This window comes from Streptomyces sp. NPDC054872 (assembly GCF_053610705.1).
Map to the genome: position 1 here is coordinate 19,356 of NZ_JBSGYY010000016.1, position 21,126 is coordinate 40,481.

The following is a 21,126-nucleotide window of genomic DNA, read 5'->3' on the forward strand; positions in this document are numbered from 1 at the left end:
TTGATGAGGAGCCGTCAGATGGCCGGCAGAACAGTGCGCAACAGGACCAGCAGGGCGGGGACTTCGGGCGGGGTGCGGATCGCCGCCGCCGCGGCCTGCGCGTCCCTCGTGCTCACGGCATGCGGCAGCACGAAGGACAGCGCCGCGCCCGCGGACGGCGGGGGCGGCGGGGAGGGCAAGGTCGGGGTGATCCTGCCCCTGCTGACCTCGCCGTTCTGGCAGTCGTACAACGACTACGTGCCCAAGATGGCGAAGTCCGAGGACGTCGACGCGATGAAGACCGTCAACTCCAACAGCGACCCCTCGCAGCAGATCACCGACATCAACAACCAGCTCAACCAGGGGGTCAAGGGGCTCGTCGTCGCGCCCCTTGACAGCGCGGCCATCTCCGCCGGTCTCGACCAGGCCGAGCGCAAGGGCGTGCCCGTGGTCGCCGTCGACGTCGCCCCCGAGAAGGGCAAGGTCGCGATGGTGGTGCGGGCCAACAACGTCGCGTACGGCGAGAAGGCCTGCGACTACCTCGGCAAGCAGGTCAAGACAGGCAAGGTCGTCCAGATCATGGGAGACCTCGCCTCCGTCAACGGCCGCGAGCGCTCCGAGGCGTTCCGCACCTGCGTGAAGAAGAAGTACCCCAATCTCAAGGTCCTGGAGATCCCCGCCAAGTGGGAGTCGGACACGGCCGCCTCCAAGCTGGACACGCTGCTCAACTCCCACCCCGACATCAAGGGCATCTACATGCAGGCGGGCGGCGTCTATCTCGCGCCCACCCTGCAGACCCTGAAGTCCAAGAAGATGCTGAAGAAGACGGGCGAGAAGGGCCACATCACCGTCATCTCGAACGACGGCATCCCGCAGGAGTTCGACGCCATCCGCAAGGGCCAGATCGACGCCACGGTCTCGCAGCCGGCCGACGCGTACGCCAAGTACGGGATGTACTACATCAAGGCCGCGATGAACGGGAAGAAGTTCAAGCCCGGTCCGACCGACCACGACTCCACCATCGTGAAGCTGCCCAGCGGCATCCTGGAGGACCAGTTGCCCGCGCCCCTGGTCACCAAGGAGAACGTGGACGACTCCGAGCTGTGGGGCAACACGGTCACATGAGTACGCCGATGACCAAGCCCTCCACGTCGGGGCCGACGGCGCCCACCGCGCTCGTCGAGGCGACCGGCATCGTCAAGCGGTACGGACCCACCGTCGCGCTGCAGGACGGGCAGCTGACCGTCCTGCCCGGTGAGTCCCACGCCCTCGTCGGCCGCAACGGCGCGGGCAAGTCCACCCTCGTCACCATCCTCACCGGACTCCAGGCCCCGGACGCGGGCACCGTCCTCTTCGACGGCGAGCCCGCCCCGCCGCTCACCGACCGCGACGCCTGGCGCCGCAAGGTGGCCTGCGTCTACCAGAAGCCGACCGTCGTGCCCGATCTGACCGTCGCCGAGAACCTCTTCATCAACCGGCAGCCCGCAGGCCGCGGCGGTTTCATCAGCTGGCGCAAGCTGCGCGCCCAGGCCGCCGATGTGCTCGACACCTGGGACGTACGTGTCGACCCGGACGCCCGCACCGCCGACCTCAAGGTCGAGGACCGGCAGATGGTGGAGATCGCGCGGGCGCTCAGCTTCGGCGCTCGCTTCATCGTCCTGGACGAGCCCACCGCGCAGCTCGACAACCGTGAGATCGAGCGGCTCTTCACGCGCATGCGGGCGCTCCAGGAGTCGGGAGTCACCTTTCTCTTCATCTCGCACCACCTCCAGGAGGTGTACGAGGTGTGCCAGACCGTCACGGTCCTGCGCGACGCCCGCTGGATCACCACCGCGCCCGTGGCCGACCTGCCCCGCGCCGCCCTGGTCGAGGCCATGGCGGGTGAGGCCCTGCGGGAGAAGGAGGCCGCCGAGGAGTCCGTGGCCCGGACCGAGGTCCCCGCTGACGCCCCGGTGATGCTCGACGTCAGAGGCCTCACCAGTGACTCGTACACGGGCGTCGACCTGACCGTCCGCAAGGGCGAGGTCGTCGGCCTCGCAGGCTCCAGCGGCAGCGGCAAGATCAACCTCGCGGAGACCATCGCGGGCCTGCACACGCCGACCGGCGGAAGTGCGCAACTCGACGGCCAGAAGCTGCCGTTCGGGGATGTCACCGCCACGCTGCGGGCCGGAGTCGGCTGCGTACCGCGCGACCGGCACGACCAGGGCCTGGTCTCCGGGATGACGATCGGCGACAACGCCACGATGACCGTGCTCGACCGGCTCGGGAAGTACGGCTTCGTCGGCACCGCACGCAAGCGCGGCTTCGCCGAGGAACTCATCGACCGCCTCGACATCCACGCCGAGGGACCCGACCAGCCCGTGTCCGACCTCTCCGGCGGCAACGCCCAGAAGGTCGTCATGGCGCGGGCGCTCGCCTCCGACCCCCGCCTCCTCGTCCTCATCAACCCCACCGCGGGCGTGGACGTGAAGTCCAAGGAATCACTGCTCGCCAGGATGGACAACGCCCGTGAGGACGGCACCGCCGTCCTCGTCGTCTCCGACGAACTGGACGACCTGCGGCGCTGCGACCGCGTCCTGGTCCTCTTCCACGGCAGGGTGGTCGCCGAGCACCGGGCGGGCTTCGCCGACCACGATCTGATCGCCTCGATCGAGGGCGTGGAAGAAACCGAAGGAGCTCGAGAAGGAGTGAATGACCGTGGCTGACACGAAGGCCCCGTCGGCCTCGACCGCACCGGACCTGACCGCGAAGACCGACAACGCCCGCGCCCAGGCGCGCTCCGTGCTGCTGAGGCGCGCACGCGAACTGGCCCTGGTCCCGGCTCTGTTGCTCCTCATGCTGCTCGGCACCCTGGTGAACGACTCGTTCCTCACGGAGCGGAACCTCATCTCGATCCTGGGAGCCTCCGCAGCCCTCGCGATGGTCGTGCTCGCCGAGTCCCTCGTCCTCATCACCGGCAAGTTCGACCTCTCCCTCGAATCGGTCGTCGGCATCGCGCCCGCCGTCGGCGCGCTGCTCGTGCTGCCCGCCGCACAGGCCGGATTCGGGACCGAGATGCCCGCCGCGGTGGCGCTCCTCGCGATCGTCGTCGTCGGCGCGGTCATCGGCGCCTTCAACGGCATCCTCGTGGTGAAGCTCAAGCTCAACGCATTCATCGTCACGCTCGCCATGCTGATCGTGCTGCGCGGGCTGCTGGTCGGCGCGACCGAGGGCAAAACGCTCTTCGGCATGCCCGATGCCTTCTACACCCTGGCCACCTCGACGTTCCTGACCATCCCGCTCTCGGTGTGGCTGGCCGCGATCGCCTTCGGCGTCGCCGGCTTCGTCCTCAAGTACCACCGCGTCGGGCGCTCCCTGTACGCGATCGGCGGCAACCCGGACGCGGCACGCGCCGCGGGCATCCGCGTCGAGCGCGTGATGCTCGGCGTGTTCGTCGTCGCCGGGTGCCTCGCCGCCGTCGGCGGGCTCATGCAGACCGGCTACGTCGGCGCGATCAACGCCAACCAGGGCCAGAACATGATCTTCACGGTGTTCGCGGCCGCGGTCATCGGCGGCATCAGCCTCGACGGCGGCAAGGGCACCATGTTCGGCGCCCTCACCGGCGTCCTGCTGCTCGGCGTCGTACAGAACCTGCTCACCCTCGCCCAGGTGCCGTCCTTCTGGATCCAGGCCATCTACGGCGGAATCATCCTGGTCGCCCTGATGATCGCGCGTGTCACCACCGGCCGCGCACAGGACTGACCCCGCTCCGGGTTCCCCGTCTCCTTGCCCCTTTCCGGAAAGGCCTCCTGTGTCCCCGACCACCGCCCGCATCACCGCGGTCGACACCTATGACGTACGGTTCCCGACCTCGCGGGACCTTGACGGATCCGACGCGATGAACCCGGATCCCGACTACTCCGCCGCCTATGTGGTGCTTCGTACCGACGCGGACGACGGTCTGGAGGGGCACGGCTTCACCTTCACCATCGGGCGCGGCAATGACGTCCAGGTCGCGGCGATCGAGTCGCTGCGTCATCACGTGCTCGGCCGGTCGGTCGAGGAACTCTGCGCCGATCCGGGCACGTTGAACCGCGACCTGGTCGGGGACAGCCAACTGCGGTGGCTCGGGCCCGAGAAGGGCGTGATGCACATGGCCATCGGTGCCGTGGTCAACGCGTCGTGGGATCTGGCGGCCAAGCGCGCGCACAAGCCGCTGTGGCGGTTCCTGGCGGACGCCGAGCCGCAGTGGCTCGTGTCCCAGATCGACTTCCGCTACATCGCCGACGCCCTCACCCCGCAAGAGGCCCTGAACATGCTCAGGTCGGGCCGCCACGGAGCCGCCGAACGCACGGCCCTGCTGCGGGAACGCGGCTTCCCCGGCTACACGACGTCGCCCGGCTGGCTCGGCTACAGCGACGAGAAGCTGACCCGCCTCGCCCGGCAGGCCGTCGCCGACGGCTTCACCCAGATCAAGCTGAAGGTCGGCGCGGACCTGTCGGACGACGTACGCCGCTGCCGTACCGCCCGTGAGGCGATCGGGCCCGGCATCCGCATGGCGATCGACGCCAACCAGCGCTGGAACGTCGGCGAGGCCGTCGAGTGGACGCGCGCCCTGGCGGAGTACCACCCGTACTGGGTGGAGGAGCCGACGAGCCCCGACGACGTCCTCGGTCACGCGGCGATCCGTAAGGCCGTCGCCCCGGTCAAGGTCGCCACCGGCGAGCACGTGCAGAACCGCATCATCTTCAAGCAGCTCCTCCAGGCGGGCGCGATCGACGTGCTGCAGATCGACGCGGCACGCGTCGGCGGAGTCAACGAGAATCTCGCGATCCTGCTGCTTGCCGCCAAGTTCGGCGTCCCGGTCTGCCCGCACGCCGGTGGCGTCGGCCTGTGCGAACTCGTCCAGCACCTCTCGATGTTCGACTACGTGGCTCTCGCGGGGACCACCGAGGACCGTGTCATCGAGTACGTCGACCACCTCCACGACCACTTCGTCGACCCGGTCGTGGTGCGCGAGGGCCACTACATGGCGCCCACCGCGCCGGGCTTCTCGGCCACCATGCGGGCCGAGTCCCTCGCCGAGTTCACCTATCCGGGCGGTGCCTTCTGGGCCGCCGACCTCGCTCAGGGCAAAGGAGCAGCCGCATGACTGACGCCCAGGACATCCAGGACTTCGCGGGCTTGAAGGCCCTGGTCACCGGCGGCGCCTCCGGGATCGGACGGGCCACCGCCGAGCTGCTCGCCGCGCGAGGCGCCCAGGTCGCGGTGCTCGACCTGGACCCGACCACTGTGGAGAAGCCGCTCACCGGCCACCGCGCCGACGTCTCCGACGACGCCTCGGTGCGCGAAGCCGTGGCCGACGCCGTGGACGAGCTCGGCGGACTCGACGTACTGATCAACAACGCGGGCATCGGCGCGCAGGGCACCGTCGAGGACAACGACGACGCCCAGTGGCACAAGGTGCTCGACGTGAACGTCCTCGGGATCGTGCGCACCACCCGCGCCGCCCTGCCACACCTGCGCCTCTCCACCCGCGCGGCGATCGTCAACACCTGCTCGATCGCCGCCACGGCCGGCCTGCCGCAGCGGGCCCTCTACTCGGCGTCCAAGGGCGCGGTGCTCTCCCTGACGCTCGCGATGGCCGCCGATCACGTACGCGAAGGGGTGCGCGTCAACTGCGTCAATCCCGGCACCGTGGACACCCCGTGGGTCGGCCGCCTCCTGGACGCCGCCCCCGACCCCGCGGCCGAGCGTGCCGCGCTCGCGGCCCGCCAGCCCACCGGGCGCCTCGTCTCGGCGGACGAAGTCGCGGGCGCCATCGCCTACTTGGCGAGCCCTCTGTCCGGTGCGACCACCGGCACCGCGCTCGCGGTCGACGGCGGCATGCAGGGCCTGCGGCTGCGCCCGGCGGGCCGGTGAGCGGCCTGGCGCGGCGCACCCTGGGACCCGGCGGCGTCGAGGTGACCGAGCTGTCCTTCGGCGCCGCCGGCCTCGGCAACCTCTTCACGCGGGTCACCGACGAGGAGGCCGCCGAGGCGATCGACGCCGCCTGGGAGGCGGGCGTCCGCTACTTCGACACCGCCCCCCATTACGGCATCGGCCTGTCGGAGCGGCGGCTCGGCGCGGCACTGCGGGCACACCCCCGGGACACGTACACGCTTTCGACCAAGGCGGGCCGCCTCCTCGAAGCGGTGCGGGGGACCGCGGGTGACGACCTCGCCCATGGCTTCGCCGTCCCGGCCACACACCGCCGGGTCTGGGACTTCAGCGCGGACGGCATCCACCGCTCCCTGGAGGCGAGCCTCACCCGGCTCGGCCTCGACCGCGTCGACATCGTCTACCTCCATGACCCCGACGACCACGCCGAGCAGGCCTTCCGCGAGGGGTATCCGGCCCTGGAGCGGCTGCGCTCCGAAGGCGTCGTGGGCGCGATCGGCGCGGGCATGAACCAGACGGCGATGCTCACCCGCTTCATCCGTGACACGGACGTCGACGCCGTGCTGTGCGCGGGCCGCTACACGCTCCTGGACCAGAGCGCCCTGACCGAGCTGCTCCCGGCCGCGCACGAGCGCGGCAGAGCGGTCGTGATCGGCGGCGTGTTCAACTCGGGTCTGCTCGCCGATCCCAGGCCCGGCGCGACGTACGACTACACGACCGCGCCGCGGGATCTGGTGGACCGTGCCCGCTGTCTGCGGACGATCGCGGAGCGGCACGGCACCACACTGCGCGCCGCAGCCCTGGCCTTCCCCCTGGCCCACCCGACGGTGACCACCGTCATTGTCGGCGCCCGCTCACCGTACGAAGTTCGGGACGCCGCACGGCAGTTCGCTGCGGCCGTGCCCGACGACTTCTGGAAGGAAGCCCGCACCGAAGGACTGCTGCCCGCCCACGTACCCGTCCCCGGAGAGGCCCCCGCGTGAGAATCGCCCTGCACACCAAGGTCCGTGCCGACCGCGTCGCCGAGTACGACGCCGCACACCGCGAGGTGCCCGCCGAACTGGTCGCCGCCATCCGCGCGGCGGGCGCCACCTCCTGGACGATCTGGCGCAGCGGCAGCGACCTCTTCCACGTCCTGGAGTGCGAGGACTACGCCCGGCTGCTCGCCCATCTTGACAAGCTGCCGGTCAACGTCGCCTGGCAGGCGCGCATGGCCGAGCTGCTCGACGTCGTCCACGACTACTCGGCCGAGGGCGCCGACGCGGGACTGCCCGTCGTGTGGGAGCTGCCGTGACGGTGGAACCCGCCGTGCGCCCGGACATCGTCGACTCCCACCACCACGTGTGGGACCTCTCCGTACGCGACCAGGAATGGATCACCGGCGACGAACTCGCCCCGATCCGCCGCACCTTCTCCCTCGCCGACCTCCTGCCCCAGGCCCGCGCCGCTGACGTCACCGCGACCGTGCTCGTCCAGACGGTCACCGTCGCCGAGGAGACCCCCGAGTTCCTCGCCCTGGCGGCGGACAGCGACCTCGTCGCGGGCGTCGTCGGCTGGACCGACCTCACCCGCCCCGATGTCGGTGACACCCTCCGGCGGCTGCGTGAACTCCCGGGCGGCCAGCACCTCGTGGGCATCCGCCACCAGGTGCAGGGCGAGCCCGACCCCCAGTGGCTGCTGCGGCCCGACGTGCGTCGGGGCCTGGCCGCGGTCGGCGCGGCGGGCCTCGCATACGACCTCGTGGTCCTGCCCCACCAACTCCCGGCCTGCGTCGAGGCGGCGCGGGAGCATCCCGGGCTCACCTTCGTCCTGGACCACCTGGGCAAGCCGCCCGTCGCCTCCGGCGCGCTCGAACCCTGGGCCGCGGCCGTCCGCTCGCTCGCCGCGCTCCCCAACACCGTCTGCAAACTCTCCGGCCTGGTGACCGAGGCCGCCCCGAGGACGTGGACGGTGGACGACCTGCGCCCCTACGCGGACACCGTCCTGGACGCCTTCGGACCCGACCGGCTGATGTTCGGCTCGGACTGGCCGGTCTGCACCCTGGCAGCCACGCACGCGGAAGTCGTGGACGTGGCACAGCGGTTGACCGACTCGCTCACCGAAGGTGAACGCGCCGCCCTCTTCGCGGGGACCGCCACCCGCGTCTACGGCCTCTGACTCACCGGGGCGACGACACCCGCGTCGGCGGCAGAAACTCCCGCACATACGTCCGCTCCCAACAGGCGCCGGTCTCCCGCAGCTCGCGCCAGGTCGTGTAGCGGTAGCGGTAGAGGCGGGCGCGGATGTACGCGGGAGGCGCCTCCGGCGGGAAGGGCACGTGGCGCAGCAGCCGCAGCGTGTCCCGGTCGCCGTCCAGGAGCCGCTCCACCAGCGGGCCGAACCACGAGCGCGCGTAGGCGGGGGAGAGCGCGGCGAACCACATCATCCAGTCGAGCCGCAGGTGGTACGGCGCGAACTGCCGCGGCCAGCGGCGCACATCACCCGGCTTGCCCTTGAACTCGTACTCCCGCCACTCCGACTCCTGGCGAGGTGTGGTGTCCGCCGTGCCCTCGATGACCACCTCCTGACGGACGCGGCTGACGCTGCCGAACGCGCCGTACGTGTTGACGAGATGGAGCGGGTCGAAGGAGAAGTTCATGATCTGCCGGCGCGAGAACAAGTTGCGCGCGGGCCGGTAGCTCAGGCCCAGGATCAGGGCCGTCGCCGCGATGACGACCACCTCGTACCAGAGCGGGGGAGCGGGCGCCGTCGGCGGAGCTCCCGCGCCGCCGAAGTCCACGACGGACGCGGCGAGCACGATCGTCAGCCAGTTCAGCCAGGAGAAGTTGCCCGAGAGCACCAGCCACAGCTGGGTGGCGATCATCAGGCAGGCCGCTGCCGTCGCGACCGGCTGCGGCGTGAACAGCAGGACGGGCACGACGAGTTGGGTGAAGTGGTTCGCCGCGACCTCCATCCGGTGGACGGGCTTCGGCAGATGGTGGAAGAACCAGCTCAGCGGCCCCGGCATCGGCTGGGTCTCGTGATGGAAGTACAGGCAGGTGAGCTTGCGCCAGCACGCGTCGCCGCGCACCTTGATCAGCCCGGCCCCGAATTCGACGCGGAACAGCACCCAGCGCAGCAGGAAGAGGATCAGCACCGGCGGCGCCGTCTCGTCGTTGCCGAGGAACACGGCGAGGAAGCCCACCTCCAGGAGCAGTGACTCCCAGCCGAAGCCGTACCAGGTCTGCCCCACGTTCACGATCGAGAGATACAGGACCCATGGCACGAGCCAGAGCAGCATGCCGCCCCACAGGGGGAGCAGACCGTCGGCGCCCGCGAGCAGCGCGAGGGCGCAGCCGCAGCCCGACCACGCGACGAGGGCGAAGAAACCGTCCGAGTAGTGCAGCTGGAAGAGGCTCGGCGCCTTGCGGAAGGGCACGCGCTCGACGTGGCGCGGTACCGGCAGCATGCCGCGCTCGCCGATCAGCGCACGGAACTGCAGGGCCGCGCCCAGGAAGGCGACGAGATAGAGCGCGGCGAGAGCCCGCTGGAAGACGAGGCGGCCGAGCCAGTACTGATCCGCTGTGAACCACTCCACGAAACCATCTTGCGCCCTGACCGGCCCGGAGCCCCTCCTCGGCTTGCGCACCGGCTCCGACTGCCTCAGAGAATGAGGCAAAGTGCCCGATAACAGGCGGGAGAGCATGGTGCGTGTGACCACCAGGCACACCAGGACGCATGTGACGGCCTTCGCGATATCCGTGGCCCTCGCCGTCGCGGGATGCTCGGGCGGAGGCGGGAAGAACTCCGCCGACGGCGGCGCCGAGCTCTTCATGCAGCCGGTCGCCGCCCAGGGCCCCGATCCCTTCACCGACTCCACCGCGACGTCCACGGCGACACCCTCATCCGTCACCCGTTCGCCGCAGCCGTCACCGACGGGTACGTCCTCGGCGACGGCCCAGGGCGTGCGCTCCCTCTCCGGCGGCACGCCCGGTCTGTACGGCGGCACGCACTCGCTGGGCAGCTGCGACGTCAGTGCCCAGGTCCGCTTCCTCACCGCCGACCAGGGCAAGAGCCGCGCCTTCGCCCAGGCGTCGGGCATCTCCCAGGCGGAGATCCCGGGCTTCCTGCGCGGTCTGACGCCGGTCGTGCTGCGGGCCGACACCCGCGTGACCAACCACGGCTACCGCGACGGCGGTGCCACCAGCTTCCAGTCCGTGCTGCAGACGGGCACCGCGGTCCTCGTCGACAACCGGGGGCTGCCCCGCGTGCGGTGCGCCTGCGGGAACCCCCTGAAGCCGCCGGTCGCGCTCAAGGGCACCCCGAGCCACCAGGGCGAACAGTGGTCCGGCTACCGTCCGGCGCAGGTCGTGGTGGTGACCCCGGCACCGAAGATCATCGTGAACATCACCCTCGTGAACATCGTCGACAACACCTGGATCGAGCGGAAGACCGGCGACGAGGACGGCGGCCACGACCACACCGTGCCGCCCCCGCACCCGCACCCGACCCCGACACCCACCCCCACCACGCCGACCCCGACCGACCCGGACGACAGCGACTCGCCCAGTGACAGCGGCACTCCGAGCGACAGTGACACGCCCAGTGACAGCGACACCCCGGGCGACAGCGACTCGCCCAGCGACGACGACACCCCGAGCGACAGCGATACGCCCAGCGAAAGCGACTCGCCCGGCGACAGTGACACGCCCAGTGACAGCGACTCGCCCGGCGACCTGGGCACCACCTCCACGGACTGCCCGACGCTCCCTTCCGCCACGGGCACGGAGCCGCCCACCGGCATCCCGACCGACATCCCGCCGGGCTGCCCGACGCCCACGCCCGGCGGCTGAGCGTGCGCACTCGGTCCCGACAGCGAAGAATCATGAAGTGTCATGACGCCCACGCCACTGCCGGACGACTGGCCAGCGGATCCCCGGTCGATCCTGGCGGCCAACCACACAGGCTGCTTCGACTGGGACCTCGACAGCGGCCTGATGCATCTCGACGCCGCGGGCCACGAGGTCTTCGACGTACGGGCCGACGAGTACGACGGCCACCCGACGAGCCTCGGCGTACGCGTGCCGCCGGTCGAGGCACACCGTCTCGACGCCTATGTCTCGCACGCGCTCAAGGACGGCAGCCGCACCTACGGCATCTACTTCCGCATCCGGCTGCGGGAAGGCGGGCTGCGCTGGACCCATACCCAGGGGTTCATCCACCGTGACGGGGCGGGCCGGCCGCACCGCATCGTCGGCATCGTCCGCGACGCCACCCAGGAGCTGGGCGACAGCACGGCCCGGCATCAGCGCGCCGACGAGGAGGAGGACCGCCGCCGCCGCACGAGCATCGTGCAGGGCACCACGGCGGCCCTCGCGCACGCCCGTACCGTCCGGGACGTCATCGACGTACTCAAGGACACCCACGGCCTCGCCCACCTGGGCGCGTCGAACCTGGTCATGGGCCTGGTCGAGGCGGGGCGGATCCGCCTTGTCGCGGAGGGGCCCGTGGGCAGCTTCGTGCCGGGCACCAAGTTCACGCGGATCGACGAGCGGTACCCGATGAGCGACGCCGTGCGCACGCTTTCGCCGCGCTTCATCGAGACGGCGGCGGAGTTCGCCGCCTCGTACCCGGATCTGTGGCCGCACATAGACAAACTGGGCATCACCTCGGCCGCGTATCTGCCGCTCATCGCGCAGGCCAAGCCGATCGGCGTGCTCGGCCTGCTCTACCAGGACAAGACCGGCTTCACCGAGGAGGAGCGCAACGTCCTGGTCGCCCTCGGCAGCGGCATCGCCCAGAGCCTCCAGCGCGCCATGTTCTACGAGCAGGAGAAGGACCTCGCGCAGGGCCTCCAGCAGGCGATGCTGCCGCGCACCATCCCCGGCGTGCCCGGCGCCGACATCGCCGTCCGCTACCGCTCGGCGGCGCTCGGCCGGGACATCGGCGGCGACTGGTACGACGTGATCCCGCTGCCCGGCGGCCGCGTCGGAGCGGTCATCGGCGACGTACAGGGCCATGACACCCATGCGGCCGCCGTCATGGGCCAGCTGCGCATCGTGCTGCGCGCCTACGCCGCCGAGGGGCACCCGCCCGCCACCGTCATGGCCCGCGCCTCCGGCTTTCTGCACGAGCTGGACACCGAACGCTTCGCCACCTGTCTCTACGCGGAGGCCGACCTGTCGTCGGGCGTGGTCCAGCTGGTGCGGGCGGGACACATCGACCCGCTCCTCCAACGGACCGACGGCACCTGTCGCAGGGTGCCGGTCGAGGGCGGTCTGCCGCTGGGGCTCTCGGCGGAGTTCGGCCGTCTCGAGTATCCGGTCACCACCTTCGAACTCGACGCGGGACAGACCTTGTTGCTGTTCACCGACGGCCTCGTCGAGGCGCCGGGCGCCGACCTCGACGACGGTCTGCGGGCCCTCGGCGAGCTTGCCTGCTCGGGGCCGCGTGACCTCCAGCATCTCGCGGACCGGCTCTGCGGAATCGTGGACGAGCGGGGCGGCGAGGACGACGCGGCGCTGCTTCTCCTGCGCCGGCACATGGTCGACGCCCCCCGGTCCGGCGGCCGCCTCCAGCAGCACGTGGGCCCGGGCGACCCGGAAGCGCTGGCCGAGGCCAGGCACATGATCCGGGCCGCGGTGCGCGCCTGGGGCGCCGGGGACGGCGCCGACGAGATCGAACTCGTGGCGGACGAGTTGATCACCAACGCACTGATGCACACCGATGGCGCGGCGGTCGTGACCCTGCGGGTGGTCAGCGGCAACGAACGGCGCCTGCGCGTCGAGGTCGAGGACTCCTCCAGCGCACTGCCGCGCCGCCGGGAGGCCGGGGAATCGGGGGTGTCGGGGCGCGGGTTGCTGCTGGTGGACATGCTCGCGGATGTGTGGGGTGTCGAGTCGCGTGGCACCGGCAAATGCGTGTGGTGCGAGTTCATCGTGCCCGCCCGGGAGAACGAGGGTTAGGGGCGAGCGGATGACACGGCCGGAACCAGACAGGGGCGAGCGGATGACACCGTCGGAATCAGGACAGGAGTGAGCGGATGCCGGAGCTTCCCGAGGTCGAGGCGCTGCGCGCCTTCCTCACCGACCACCTCGTCGGCCACGAGATCGTGCGGGTGCTGCCCGTGGCGATCAGTGTCCTCAAGACGTACGACCCGCCGCTCACCGCCCTCGAGGGGCGCACCGTCACGGCCGTGGCGCGGCACGGCAAGTTCCTCGACCTGGACGCGGACGGCCTGCATCTGGTCACCCACCTCGCCCGCGCGGGCTGGCTGCACTGGAAGGACCGCCTCCCCGACGGCACGCCACGCCCCGGCAAGGGCCCTCTCGCGCTGCGGGTCGCCCTGGAGGACGGGGAGGGCTTCGACCTGACGGAGGCGGGCACACAGAAGCGCCTCGCGGTGTACGTGACCGACGACCCGGCGACGATCCCCGGCATCGCGCGCCTGGGCCCCGACCCGCTGGCCCCGGACTTCGACGAGGACCGTTTCGCCGCGCTCCTGTCGGACGAACGCCGGCAGATCAAGGGCGCGCTGCGGGATCAGACCCTGCTCGCGGGCGTCGGGAACGCGTACAGCGACGAGATCCTGCACGCGGCCCGCATGTCTCCGTTCAAGCTCACGTCGAGCCTCACGAAGGACGAGGTCCATGGGCTGTACGCGGCGTTGCGCAGCACGCTGACCGAAGCGGTGGAGCGCTCGCACGGAGTCGCGGCGGGCCGCCTCAAGGCGGAGAAGAAGAGCGGTCTGCGCGTGCACGGCCGCGCCGGTGAGACGTGCCCCGTGTGCGGCGACACCATCCGCGAGGTCTCCTTCAGCGACTCATCGCTGCAGTACTGCCCCACCTGCCAGACGGGCGGAAAGCTGCTGGCGGACCGGAGGATGTCCCGGTTGCTGAAGTAGCCCTGCACGCGGGCGGGTTCAGGGGCTTCGTAAGGTCAGCAGACGCTGTCCGCCGGTGGTGCGCACCTCGTAGCGGGCGATGTCCTCGCGGGGCAGGGCCGCGCCGCCTTGCGTCGACAGTTCTTCCGACGACTCGCCCGCGGGTGCCTTCCATGTCGTCACCGTCTGCTCGGAGCCGTCCGTGCCGACGGCGACGAGCTCGCAGACGTGGGGGCCCTCAGGGTCGCGGACTCGGAGCCCGATGTCCGTGCCCCAGTCGCGGCCCCGCACGGTCAGGGTCGCCGAGACTCCGGTCCGGCCGTCGCGGGCGGTGATCTGATCCGGGCCGGGCCCCTCGGCCCGCAGCGCCGCGGTCACGGGAGCCGCGAGCGCCAGCACGACGCTTGCCACGACCGCACACAGCCACCGCCTGCGCCCAACCCTGCGCAGCCGCACGGCCTCGGCGAGCAGTCGTTCGCCGAGGCCGGGGCCGGGCACGGCCAGCGGCTCGACGTGGGGTGGCGTGAGACGCTCGTAGGCGGCCAACTGCTGTGCTGTCGGACGGAGTTCCGTCAGCAGGGCCCGGCACTCGGCGCAGTCCATGAGGTGGTCGTCAAAGCGGAAGGTGTCGGCCGCGTCGAGGAGACCGAGCGCGTAGGCGCCGGCGTCGCGGTGCCGCTCCAGGGGCCTCATGGCGTTCCTTGCGTGACGGGACGGGCAGGGGGTGTTGCCTGCCCTCCCGTACGCAGCGGACCGTCGAATCACTCAAGACACGGGACGCGAACACTCGCACGGGGTATCAGGGCGACTCCGTGGCGGTGTCGGAACGTCTCTGCCGGGGCGTCAGAACAGATGGATCGCCAGGTGTCCCAGCGGCAGCCCCAGGCGCCAGGCCGCCGTCCACACCTTGGGTCCGTCGTCCTCACCGCACGGCGACCCGCCGCCCGGCACCGCGTCCAGATCGGGCGCGAGCAGCTCCGTCTCCTCGAGCCATCGCCATGCCAGGTCGGCCAGAAGGAGGTCGGGCGCGGGTTCGCCGGAGGCGACCGCGTCCGCCGTGAGCAGGGCCATCCGCTCGCCCACCCAGTCGAGCCACGGCTGGTCGTACGCCGTCAGGGACAGCCAGGTCTCCAGCTGGGAGACCACGCGGATGCCCGAAAGCTCGCCATTCGTGTCGGAAAGGAAAATAGTCAGGGCCAGAGCATCACGCCCCGCGCGGTATTCGAAAGATGTCGGCGGCATCAAATCGCCGGTACGCAGCAATTCGTCCGCGATGTACTCGGCGTACAACCACGCCATCGGCACGGCCAGTTCGCCATCACTCGGGCCCTCCGTGTTTCCTCGGCTCTCGTGCAGCATCCCGTCTCGCCTTCCTCCGATCCGTGCGCGTCGCCGGCCTCTGGCCCCCAATCCGGAACACGGATGAGGACAGCCGATTACCCGAAGGGGCCTCCGAGCAAGGCGCTTTACGGAGGCTTGACCCAGGCCTCGGTTTCGTCGCAGGTAGGGACCCCTCTGTTCTTCGTGTCACATGGCTGGATGATTTAAGTCCGTTTCGGGGACTATGACGGCATTGCTGCTTGACTCGACCTTGTGTCCGAATGTGGATTCGTTTCGCCGAATATCCCCCATTCACGGAGCATGGTCGATGACGCACCGCACACCCCAGGGAACAGCCCTTCTGGCCGCAGCAATGATCGGAGCCACTCTCGCCGGGACCACCGCCTGTACGGCGAATACGGAGCCCACACAGGAACGGAATACGGAGCAGCGCGGCGAAAGACAGCGGGAAGACAGACAGCGGGAGGACACCCAGGGCGGAAATCGGGACGCTCCGCCCCCCGCCCCGTCGGCGGCAGGTGGCGGCCAGGACGCCCCGCGCGCCTTCACGCTCGTCGCCTCCGGGGATGTGCTCCCGCACTCCTCGATCATCGACCGGGCCAGCGCCGACGCGGGCGGCCACGGCTACGACTTCGTGCCGATGCTCAAGGATGTCAAACCCGTCGTGTCCAAGGCGGATCTGGCGATCTGTCACATGGAGACGGTCTACGGCGAGAACGGCGACTACACCGGCTACCCCAGCTTCAAGTCCCCGCCCCAGATCGCCCAGGCCCTGGCGGCCACCGGCTACGACGCCTGCTCCACCGCCTCCAACCACACGCTCGACGACGGCGCCGCGGGGGTGAGCCGGACCCTCGGCGCGCTCGACAAGGCAGGCGTCAAGCACGCGGGTTCGGGCCGCACGGCCGCCGAGGGCAGATCGCCCGCCTGGCTGCGGGCGGGCGGCGCGAAGGTGGCGCAGCTCGCGTACACGTACGGCACGAACGACGCCCCGATGCCCCCGGGCAAGCCCTGGTCGGTCAACCTCATGGAACGCGAGCGGATCATCGCGGACGCACGGGCCGCACGGAAGGCCGGCGCGGACGTGGTCGTCGTCTCGGTGCACTGGGGCACGGAGTGGCAGGACGCCCCCGATATCCGCCAGTTGAGCCTCGGCAAGCAGCTCACGGCGTCCCGCACCGGCGGCCGCCCGGACATCGACCTGATCCTGGGCACCCACGCACATGTCCCGCAGGCCTACGAGAAGGTCAACGGGACCTGGGTCCTCTACGGCATGGGCGACCAGATCGCCGGCGACATGATCAATCACGAGGGGGCGAACGACCCGCGGGGCAACCAAGGCACCCTGGGCCGCTTCACGTTCGCCCCGCCCGCGGCCTCCGGCGGCCGCTGGGAGGTCAAGAAGGCCGAGTTCATCCCTCAGTGGTTCAACACGGACACGGGGCGCGTGACCAACCTGAACGCGGCGCTGGAGCGCGGCGCTGACGTCGCGGCCATCCGCGACCGGATCCGCGGCATCGTCCTGAGCCGGGGGGCGGGGAAGGCAGGCCTGCTGATGGGCAAGTAGCGGGAGCGGCCGTTCGGTGAGCCGTCCCCGGACGCGTGTCCCGTGCTCCGGCGGCGTGTGGCCGGCCTGGATCTCAGCCCGGCCACACGCCTCCAACGGCGTCTCACCCGAGCCGCAACAGCCACCCCCGCCCCGGCTCCACCCGTATCGCCTCGCCCGCGGCGAATTTCCGTTCCGGCTGGAAGCCCTCGATCGCCGGAGCGTAGGCGCTGATGGGGCCCGTGGCCGTACCGAGGGTGATGTCCACGGGTTCCCCGGCCCATGAGGCGAGGGCCGTCGCGATCCCTCCGGGTCCCTCCCAGGTGGTGGCGAGGACATCGGCGCGTCCGGTACGGACCGGTGGCGCGTCGGTGGTCCACCACCCCGTCATCTCGGCTTCCACGAGCCGGAGTTGGTCGAAGGCGTGCCATAGCGGCCGTACGTCCGTCATGGGCGCCCGCGCGGTCATCCCGAAGACAAGGCCGCGCCAGGGATTGCCGCCGCCCTCCAGCATCTCGCCCATCAGGCCGAAGGGAATGCCGGAGATCTCGACGAGCCAGTACGCGGGATCGCCCCCGGCGGCCCCGTCCGTGCCCTCGTAGTCGAAGAGCTCACCCAGCCAGAGCCGGTCGACGTAGGGCAGCAGCTCCGCGTACAGATTGGCGCTGGAGGCGAACCCGTCCGGCTCGCGGTACTGGTTGCAGGAGTGCAGGTCGACCAGCGGCGGCCTCTCGCCGGAAGCGGAGAGCACCTTGCGGACCCGCTTCATGGTCGTCCGGTCGTACGCCACGTCGTCGAGGTAGAGCCCGTCGACGCCGACCACCCGCCGCAGCCGCTCGATGCCGCACACATAGGAGTTGTGCCACCGCGAGTCGCCGGAGGTGACGACCGCGACGTCCCCCACGTCCGGCGCCACCCATCCGGGCACGTAGTTCCCGCCCAGATGCTCCCGCAGCCACGCGTGCCCGCCCCCGGGACCCGGTGCGAAGATCTCGTCGCCCAGCGAGGCGAGCACCGGCAACTCCGGTGTGTGACGCGTCAGTTCACGCACGGTGTCGTACACCTTGACCTGGATCCCGAGCCGGTGCGCCTCCCCGGTGTAGGAGCGCAGGGCGTCCGCGCCCAGGAGCGGGTCGTTGATGTACGGGTTGGGCGGCGTGGCGTGGTGCAGATTGGCGACGTTCGCGCCGTACCCGGCGATCTCCGTGGGCGACGCGTACGCGTGGAAGTAGCGCTCGGAGAGCTGCCGCGACGGGTCGAGCGGCTTGAACGGAGTCAGGAGGAGCCGGAACTCGAAGCAACGGCTCTCACCCGCTCGCAGCGTGAGCGGACCGCTGAACGCGGAGAGGTCGCGCACCCCCTCGCTCGTGCGCAGCCGCACCCCGCCCGCCCCGTCGCCCGCCCAGGAGCGCGGCGTGCGCAACGGCTTCTCGCGGTAGTAGTTGGTGTTGAGCGGCCGCGCGTAGTGCTCGTCACGCAGGCTCAGCTGGAGCCCCGCAGCCGGATCGCCGATCCAGAAGGCGTCCTGGTTGCGGGTGGGTGTGTCCCACGCCCAGTCGTACGTCACCGGGCACGCCCGGCCCGTCAGACCGAGGCCCATCGCGTACCGCGCGACCTCTTCGCGCACCGGCACGTCCAGCGTCACGTCGAGCTCGGTGTCGGCCGTGGCCTCGACGGTGGCGCGCACGACGAGGAAGCCGTCGGCCTCCAACTCGCCCTCGGTGCGCAGGAGTACGTCCTGCCCTGCGGCCCGTGAGGACCAGTGGACCCGTGCGGGGCCCGGCCGGTCCAGGCTGAGCGGCCCATGTGCCAGAGGTCGGCCGAGGTCCAGGGTGACGGGCGCGGCGAGCAGGTCGCGGGGCGGGCCGTCGGCGCGCGTGACGCTCGGCGTGAAGGTGGAGACCAGCCGCCGGGGGAGACCCTCCGGGCCGATGTCGACCGTGCGGCCGAGCAGCCCCAGCCGCTGTCCGCCGTCCGTGGCGGCCACCTCGATCGGGGTGAACGGCGCCAACGGCTCGTCGTCCTGCGCGAGCGTCGAGTCCAGCCAGCCCAGCCGTGCCAGCCGCCACGGTTCACCGGCGCCGCCGTCTGGCACGGCGTCCTGGCCGACGGTGACGCGCAGGGGCAGCACGCGCTCCGGCACACCGGCCGCGCGGACGGCGATCTCCCCTTCGTACAGGCCGGGTTGAGTCTCCTCCGGCACCTCCACGCCGAACCACAGGGCCCCCGCGTGCCCCTGGCCGACCGCGACGCGTCGCTCGAAGGTCTGGCCGCGTGCGTCGGTGCCGCCCGTGCTGAGGCACCGTACGGAGAAGGGAAGCCCGCGGATCTCGCCGCGTACGTCCGTCAGCTCCCGGAGTGCGTACACGCCGACCTGCACCGCGTGGAACTCCCCGCGGTCGGCCGTGACGTCGAGTGGGGCGAACGGAGTGGCCAGGGCCCAGCGTGCGGGCAGCCGTTCATACCGGCCGAGCGGGTGGGCGCGGTCCTCGCCGAAGAGAAGCAACTGGGCACCGCTGTGCGCCCGTTGCAGCCGGACGCATTCGTCTTCCGTCGCCGCGAAGCCGAGCGGCGCGAAGGAGTCGACCGCACTCGCCGCCTCGTAGCCGAAGGCGTGGGCGCGGGGCAGCTTCTCCCATCCGTCGGCGCCGTGCAGGCCGCAGCGGTGCACCCAGCCGGGGTCCGCGGTCCGCGTCGGGGGCCGGTAGGCGGCCTGCGGATAGTAGGGCTTGCCCGTGTGCGCGTACGGGAGATAGTGCACGGCGTAGGTGCCGGGGCCGTCCACCGGCTCGAAGGCGATGCGCCCCCTCTCGGCCGTGGCGTCGACCGTGACGGTGTTGCGCACGCGTTCCCCGGACGGCCCGATCACGATCACGTCCACCGCGCCGGGGTCCGGGTCCTGGCGCCGCCACGGCAGTTCGGCCGCGACGGCGGGTGCCGCGGTGTCGGAGGCGTCCGCGCGCACGAGAAGCCGGTGGTTACCGTAGACGTCGCTGTCCCAGGAGCCGATCCCGCACGCAAGCTCCGGATGACCAGTCTCACCCATCTGTGCTCCCCCAAGGGCGCTATTTATTAGGTAAGTTTCTCAATCGCTCCGGGTCACACTGGAGATCAACCGATCGCGCTGTCAAGGGGGACGCCTTGAATCGGGAAGACATGAGCGGGGACCCGTCGCTGCTGCGCCGCCTCAACGCGGCCGCCGCCCTGCGCGTGCTGCGCGAGCGCGACGAGATCACCGTGCCCGAACTGGCGGGGCTCATCGGTGTGTCGCGGCCCACGGCCCAGGACCTCACGGCCCAGCTGCTGCGCGAGGGCCGCCTGGTGGAGCTGACGCCGGGCAGCGGCAGTGTGGGCAGACCGGCCCGCAGATTCCGCTTCCGGGCCGAGGCCGCCCACGTCCTGGGCGTGGACATCGGCGCCCACAAGATCCTGGTGCACGCCGCTGACCTGCTCGGCCGCACCGTGGCCACCCAGCGCGTGGCGGTCACGCCCGAACTCCCGGCACGGCAGCGCCTCGACGCCGTCCGCGAGGCGATCGCGGGCTGCCTGGCCCAGCCTGCCGCCGCGCAGGTGCGCCCGCTGGCGACCGGTGTCGGCACCAGCGGCATGGTGGACGCCGCGGGCCGGGTGGTGGAGAGCGACTCGCTGCCCCAGTGGACGGGCCTCGACCTCACCCGCGAACTCGCCGACCCGGCCCACGGCCCCGTCGTCGTGGGCAACGACATCCAGCTCGCGACCCTCGCCGAGTGCACCGGGGGAGTGTCGGTGGGCGCCGGCGACTGCGTGTACCTGTACGTCGGCAACCGGCTCGGCATCGGCCTGTGGCTGCGCGGACAGTTGCATCGCGGACACCGGGGCGCGGCGGGCGAGATGGTCGCGGGGGACGGCTGGCAGCGGTGCTACCAGCGGCTTCTCGACTGGTTCGCGGGACATGAGGGCGCGGACAGGCCCACCCGCGAGAACGCCGCCCGCGCGGTGGTGACCGCGGCGGCCGCGGGTGACGGCGGGGCCAGGTACACCCTGCGTGCCTTCGCCGAGGCCCTGGCCGACAGCCTGGCCCGCCATGTCGCCGTGCTCGACCCGCAGTCCGTCGTGCTCGGCGGCGGCATCTCCCGCGCGGGCGCCCTGCTCAGCGAGCCGTTCGCGGCGCGGCTCGGCGCTCTCTGCCCCTATCGGCCGACGGTCCAAACCTCCGTACTCGGCGAGGAATCCACCGCAATCGGGGCAGCTCGCCTCGCACTGGAGCACATCGAGCAGATCGAGCGCGCCGAGCAGAAAAGTCCAACTCTCTAGGACCGGAAGGTGGTTGACGGGCGGGAGTCACGCTTCGATGATGTGGCTCTCTTTCGGCAAGTTGGCTTCTTAATTGGCCGGCTCTCGACGGCCGTCCCGGCTGTCGGCTGCCACTTTTCTGTTCCGTCGTGCCGCCAGGCCAGGGAGTACGTGTGACATCCCCAGCAACGCAGCGCAGGCCACGAGC

The 21,126-nt window shown here is 71.1% G+C and carries 17 protein-coding genes; 13 read left to right on the forward strand and 4 right to left on the reverse strand.

What is annotated here, in order from left to right; translation table 11 throughout:
• The first annotated feature begins 18 nt into the window (after nt 1–18).
• The 8 genes from ACWGIH_RS21010 to ACWGIH_RS21045 are packed head-to-tail and all read left to right on the forward strand — an operon-like array spanning nt 19 to nt 8,055.
• Nucleotides 19–1,104 carry a sugar ABC transporter substrate-binding protein gene (locus ACWGIH_RS21010; RefSeq protein WP_453447091.1) on the forward strand — a complete coding sequence of 362 codons (1,086 nt, stop codon included), beginning with the start codon at nt 19–21 and terminating at the stop codon, nt 1,102–1,104.
• Nucleotides 1,101–2,684, forward strand: a complete 1,584-nt coding sequence (locus ACWGIH_RS21015) for a sugar ABC transporter ATP-binding protein (protein WP_453510242.1) — start codon at nt 1,101–1,103, stop codon at nt 2,682–2,684. The genes ACWGIH_RS21010 and ACWGIH_RS21015 overlap by 4 nt, the downstream gene beginning before the upstream one ends.
• Nucleotides 2,677–3,720 (forward strand): ABC transporter permease, encoded by a 1,044-nt coding sequence (locus tag ACWGIH_RS21020; protein ID WP_453447088.1) that lies wholly within the window; start codon nt 2,677–2,679, stop codon nt 3,718–3,720. Before ACWGIH_RS21015 ends, ACWGIH_RS21020 begins: the two co-directional genes overlap by 8 nt.
• Nucleotides 3,721–3,769: 49 nt before the next feature.
• Nucleotides 3,770–5,110, forward strand: a complete 1,341-nt coding sequence (locus ACWGIH_RS21025) for an L-fuconate dehydratase (protein ID WP_453447086.1) — start codon at nt 3,770–3,772, stop codon at nt 5,108–5,110.
• A 14-nt stretch (nt 5,111–5,124) separates the two neighbouring features.
• Nucleotides 5,125–5,880 carry an SDR family NAD(P)-dependent oxidoreductase gene (locus tag ACWGIH_RS21030; RefSeq protein WP_453447113.1) on the forward strand — a complete coding sequence of 252 codons (756 nt, stop codon included), beginning with the start codon at nt 5,125–5,127 and terminating at the stop codon, nt 5,878–5,880.
• Complete coding sequence (locus ACWGIH_RS21035; RefSeq protein WP_453447084.1) at nt 5,877–6,881, forward strand: aldo/keto reductase; 1,005 nt, start codon at nt 5,877–5,879, stop codon at nt 6,879–6,881. The genes ACWGIH_RS21030 and ACWGIH_RS21035 overlap by 4 nt, the downstream gene beginning before the upstream one ends.
• Entirely contained in the window at nt 6,878–7,192 is a 315-nt protein-coding gene (locus tag ACWGIH_RS21040; RefSeq protein ID WP_453447082.1) for an L-rhamnose mutarotase, read from the forward strand. The genes ACWGIH_RS21035 and ACWGIH_RS21040 overlap by 4 nt, the downstream gene beginning before the upstream one ends.
• On the forward strand, nt 7,189–8,055 hold the full coding sequence (locus tag ACWGIH_RS21045; protein ID WP_453447080.1) for an amidohydrolase family protein: 867 nt from the start codon (nt 7,189–7,191) through the stop codon (nt 8,053–8,055). The genes ACWGIH_RS21040 and ACWGIH_RS21045 overlap by 4 nt, the downstream gene beginning before the upstream one ends.
• A gap of 1 nt (nt 8,056) precedes the next feature.
• Here ACWGIH_RS21045 and ACWGIH_RS21050 read toward each other — a convergent pair whose 3' ends face one another.
• Nucleotides 8,057–9,475, reverse strand: coding sequence for a lipase maturation factor family protein (locus tag ACWGIH_RS21050; protein ID WP_453447079.1), 1,419 nt, complete (start codon nt 9,473–9,475; stop codon nt 8,057–8,059).
• Between the two features lie 115 nt (nt 9,476–9,590).
• Between ACWGIH_RS21050 and ACWGIH_RS21055 the strand changes: the two genes are divergently transcribed.
• The 3 genes from ACWGIH_RS21055 (at nt 9,591) to ACWGIH_RS21065 (ending at nt 13,780) form a co-directional block, all read left to right on the forward strand.
• Nucleotides 9,591–10,730 (forward strand): DUF6777 domain-containing protein, encoded by a 1,140-nt coding sequence (locus tag ACWGIH_RS21055; protein WP_453447077.1) that lies wholly within the window; start codon nt 9,591–9,593, stop codon nt 10,728–10,730.
• 42 nt (nt 10,731–10,772) lie between these two features.
• Nucleotides 10,773–12,842 carry a SpoIIE family protein phosphatase gene (locus tag ACWGIH_RS21060; protein ID WP_453447076.1) on the forward strand — a complete coding sequence of 690 codons (2,070 nt, stop codon included), beginning with the start codon at nt 10,773–10,775 and terminating at the stop codon, nt 12,840–12,842.
• A gap of 77 nt (nt 12,843–12,919) precedes the next feature.
• Nucleotides 12,920–13,780, forward strand: a complete 861-nt coding sequence (locus ACWGIH_RS21065; RefSeq protein WP_453447074.1) for an Fpg/Nei family DNA glycosylase — start codon at nt 12,920–12,922, stop codon at nt 13,778–13,780.
• A gap of 18 nt (nt 13,781–13,798) precedes the next feature.
• On the opposite strand, the gene ACWGIH_RS21070 is transcribed toward ACWGIH_RS21065, so the two are convergent.
• Nucleotides 13,799–14,452 carry a hypothetical protein gene (locus ACWGIH_RS21070; RefSeq protein WP_453447073.1) on the reverse strand — a complete coding sequence of 218 codons (654 nt, stop codon included), beginning with the start codon at nt 14,450–14,452 and terminating at the stop codon, nt 13,799–13,801.
• Between the two features lie 150 nt (nt 14,453–14,602).
• Nucleotides 14,603–15,118: a hypothetical protein gene (locus tag ACWGIH_RS21075; RefSeq protein WP_453447071.1), complete on the reverse strand. Its 516-nt coding sequence runs from the start codon at nt 15,116–15,118 to the stop codon at nt 14,603–14,605.
• Nucleotides 15,119–15,407: 289 nt separating this feature from the next.
• On the opposite strand from ACWGIH_RS21075, the gene ACWGIH_RS21080 reads away from it, so the two are divergent.
• A complete protein-coding gene (locus tag ACWGIH_RS21080) occupies nt 15,408–16,667 on the forward strand; it encodes a CapA family protein (protein ID WP_453447070.1) in 1,260 nt (419 codons plus the stop codon).
• A gap of 103 nt (nt 16,668–16,770) precedes the next feature.
• On the opposite strand, the gene ACWGIH_RS21085 is transcribed toward ACWGIH_RS21080, so the two are convergent.
• The gene (locus tag ACWGIH_RS21085; RefSeq protein WP_453447068.1) at nt 16,771–19,692 is read right to left on the reverse strand and encodes a glycoside hydrolase domain-containing protein; all 2,922 of its coding nucleotides are present in this window, start codon (nt 19,690–19,692) and stop codon (nt 16,771–16,773) included.
• A 95-nt stretch (nt 19,693–19,787) separates the two neighbouring features.
• On the opposite strand from ACWGIH_RS21085, the gene ACWGIH_RS21090 reads away from it, so the two are divergent.
• Nucleotides 19,788–20,939: an ROK family protein gene (locus tag ACWGIH_RS21090; protein WP_453447066.1), complete on the forward strand. Its 1,152-nt coding sequence runs from the start codon at nt 19,788–19,790 to the stop codon at nt 20,937–20,939.
• Nucleotides 20,940–21,126 lie beyond the last annotated feature (187 nt).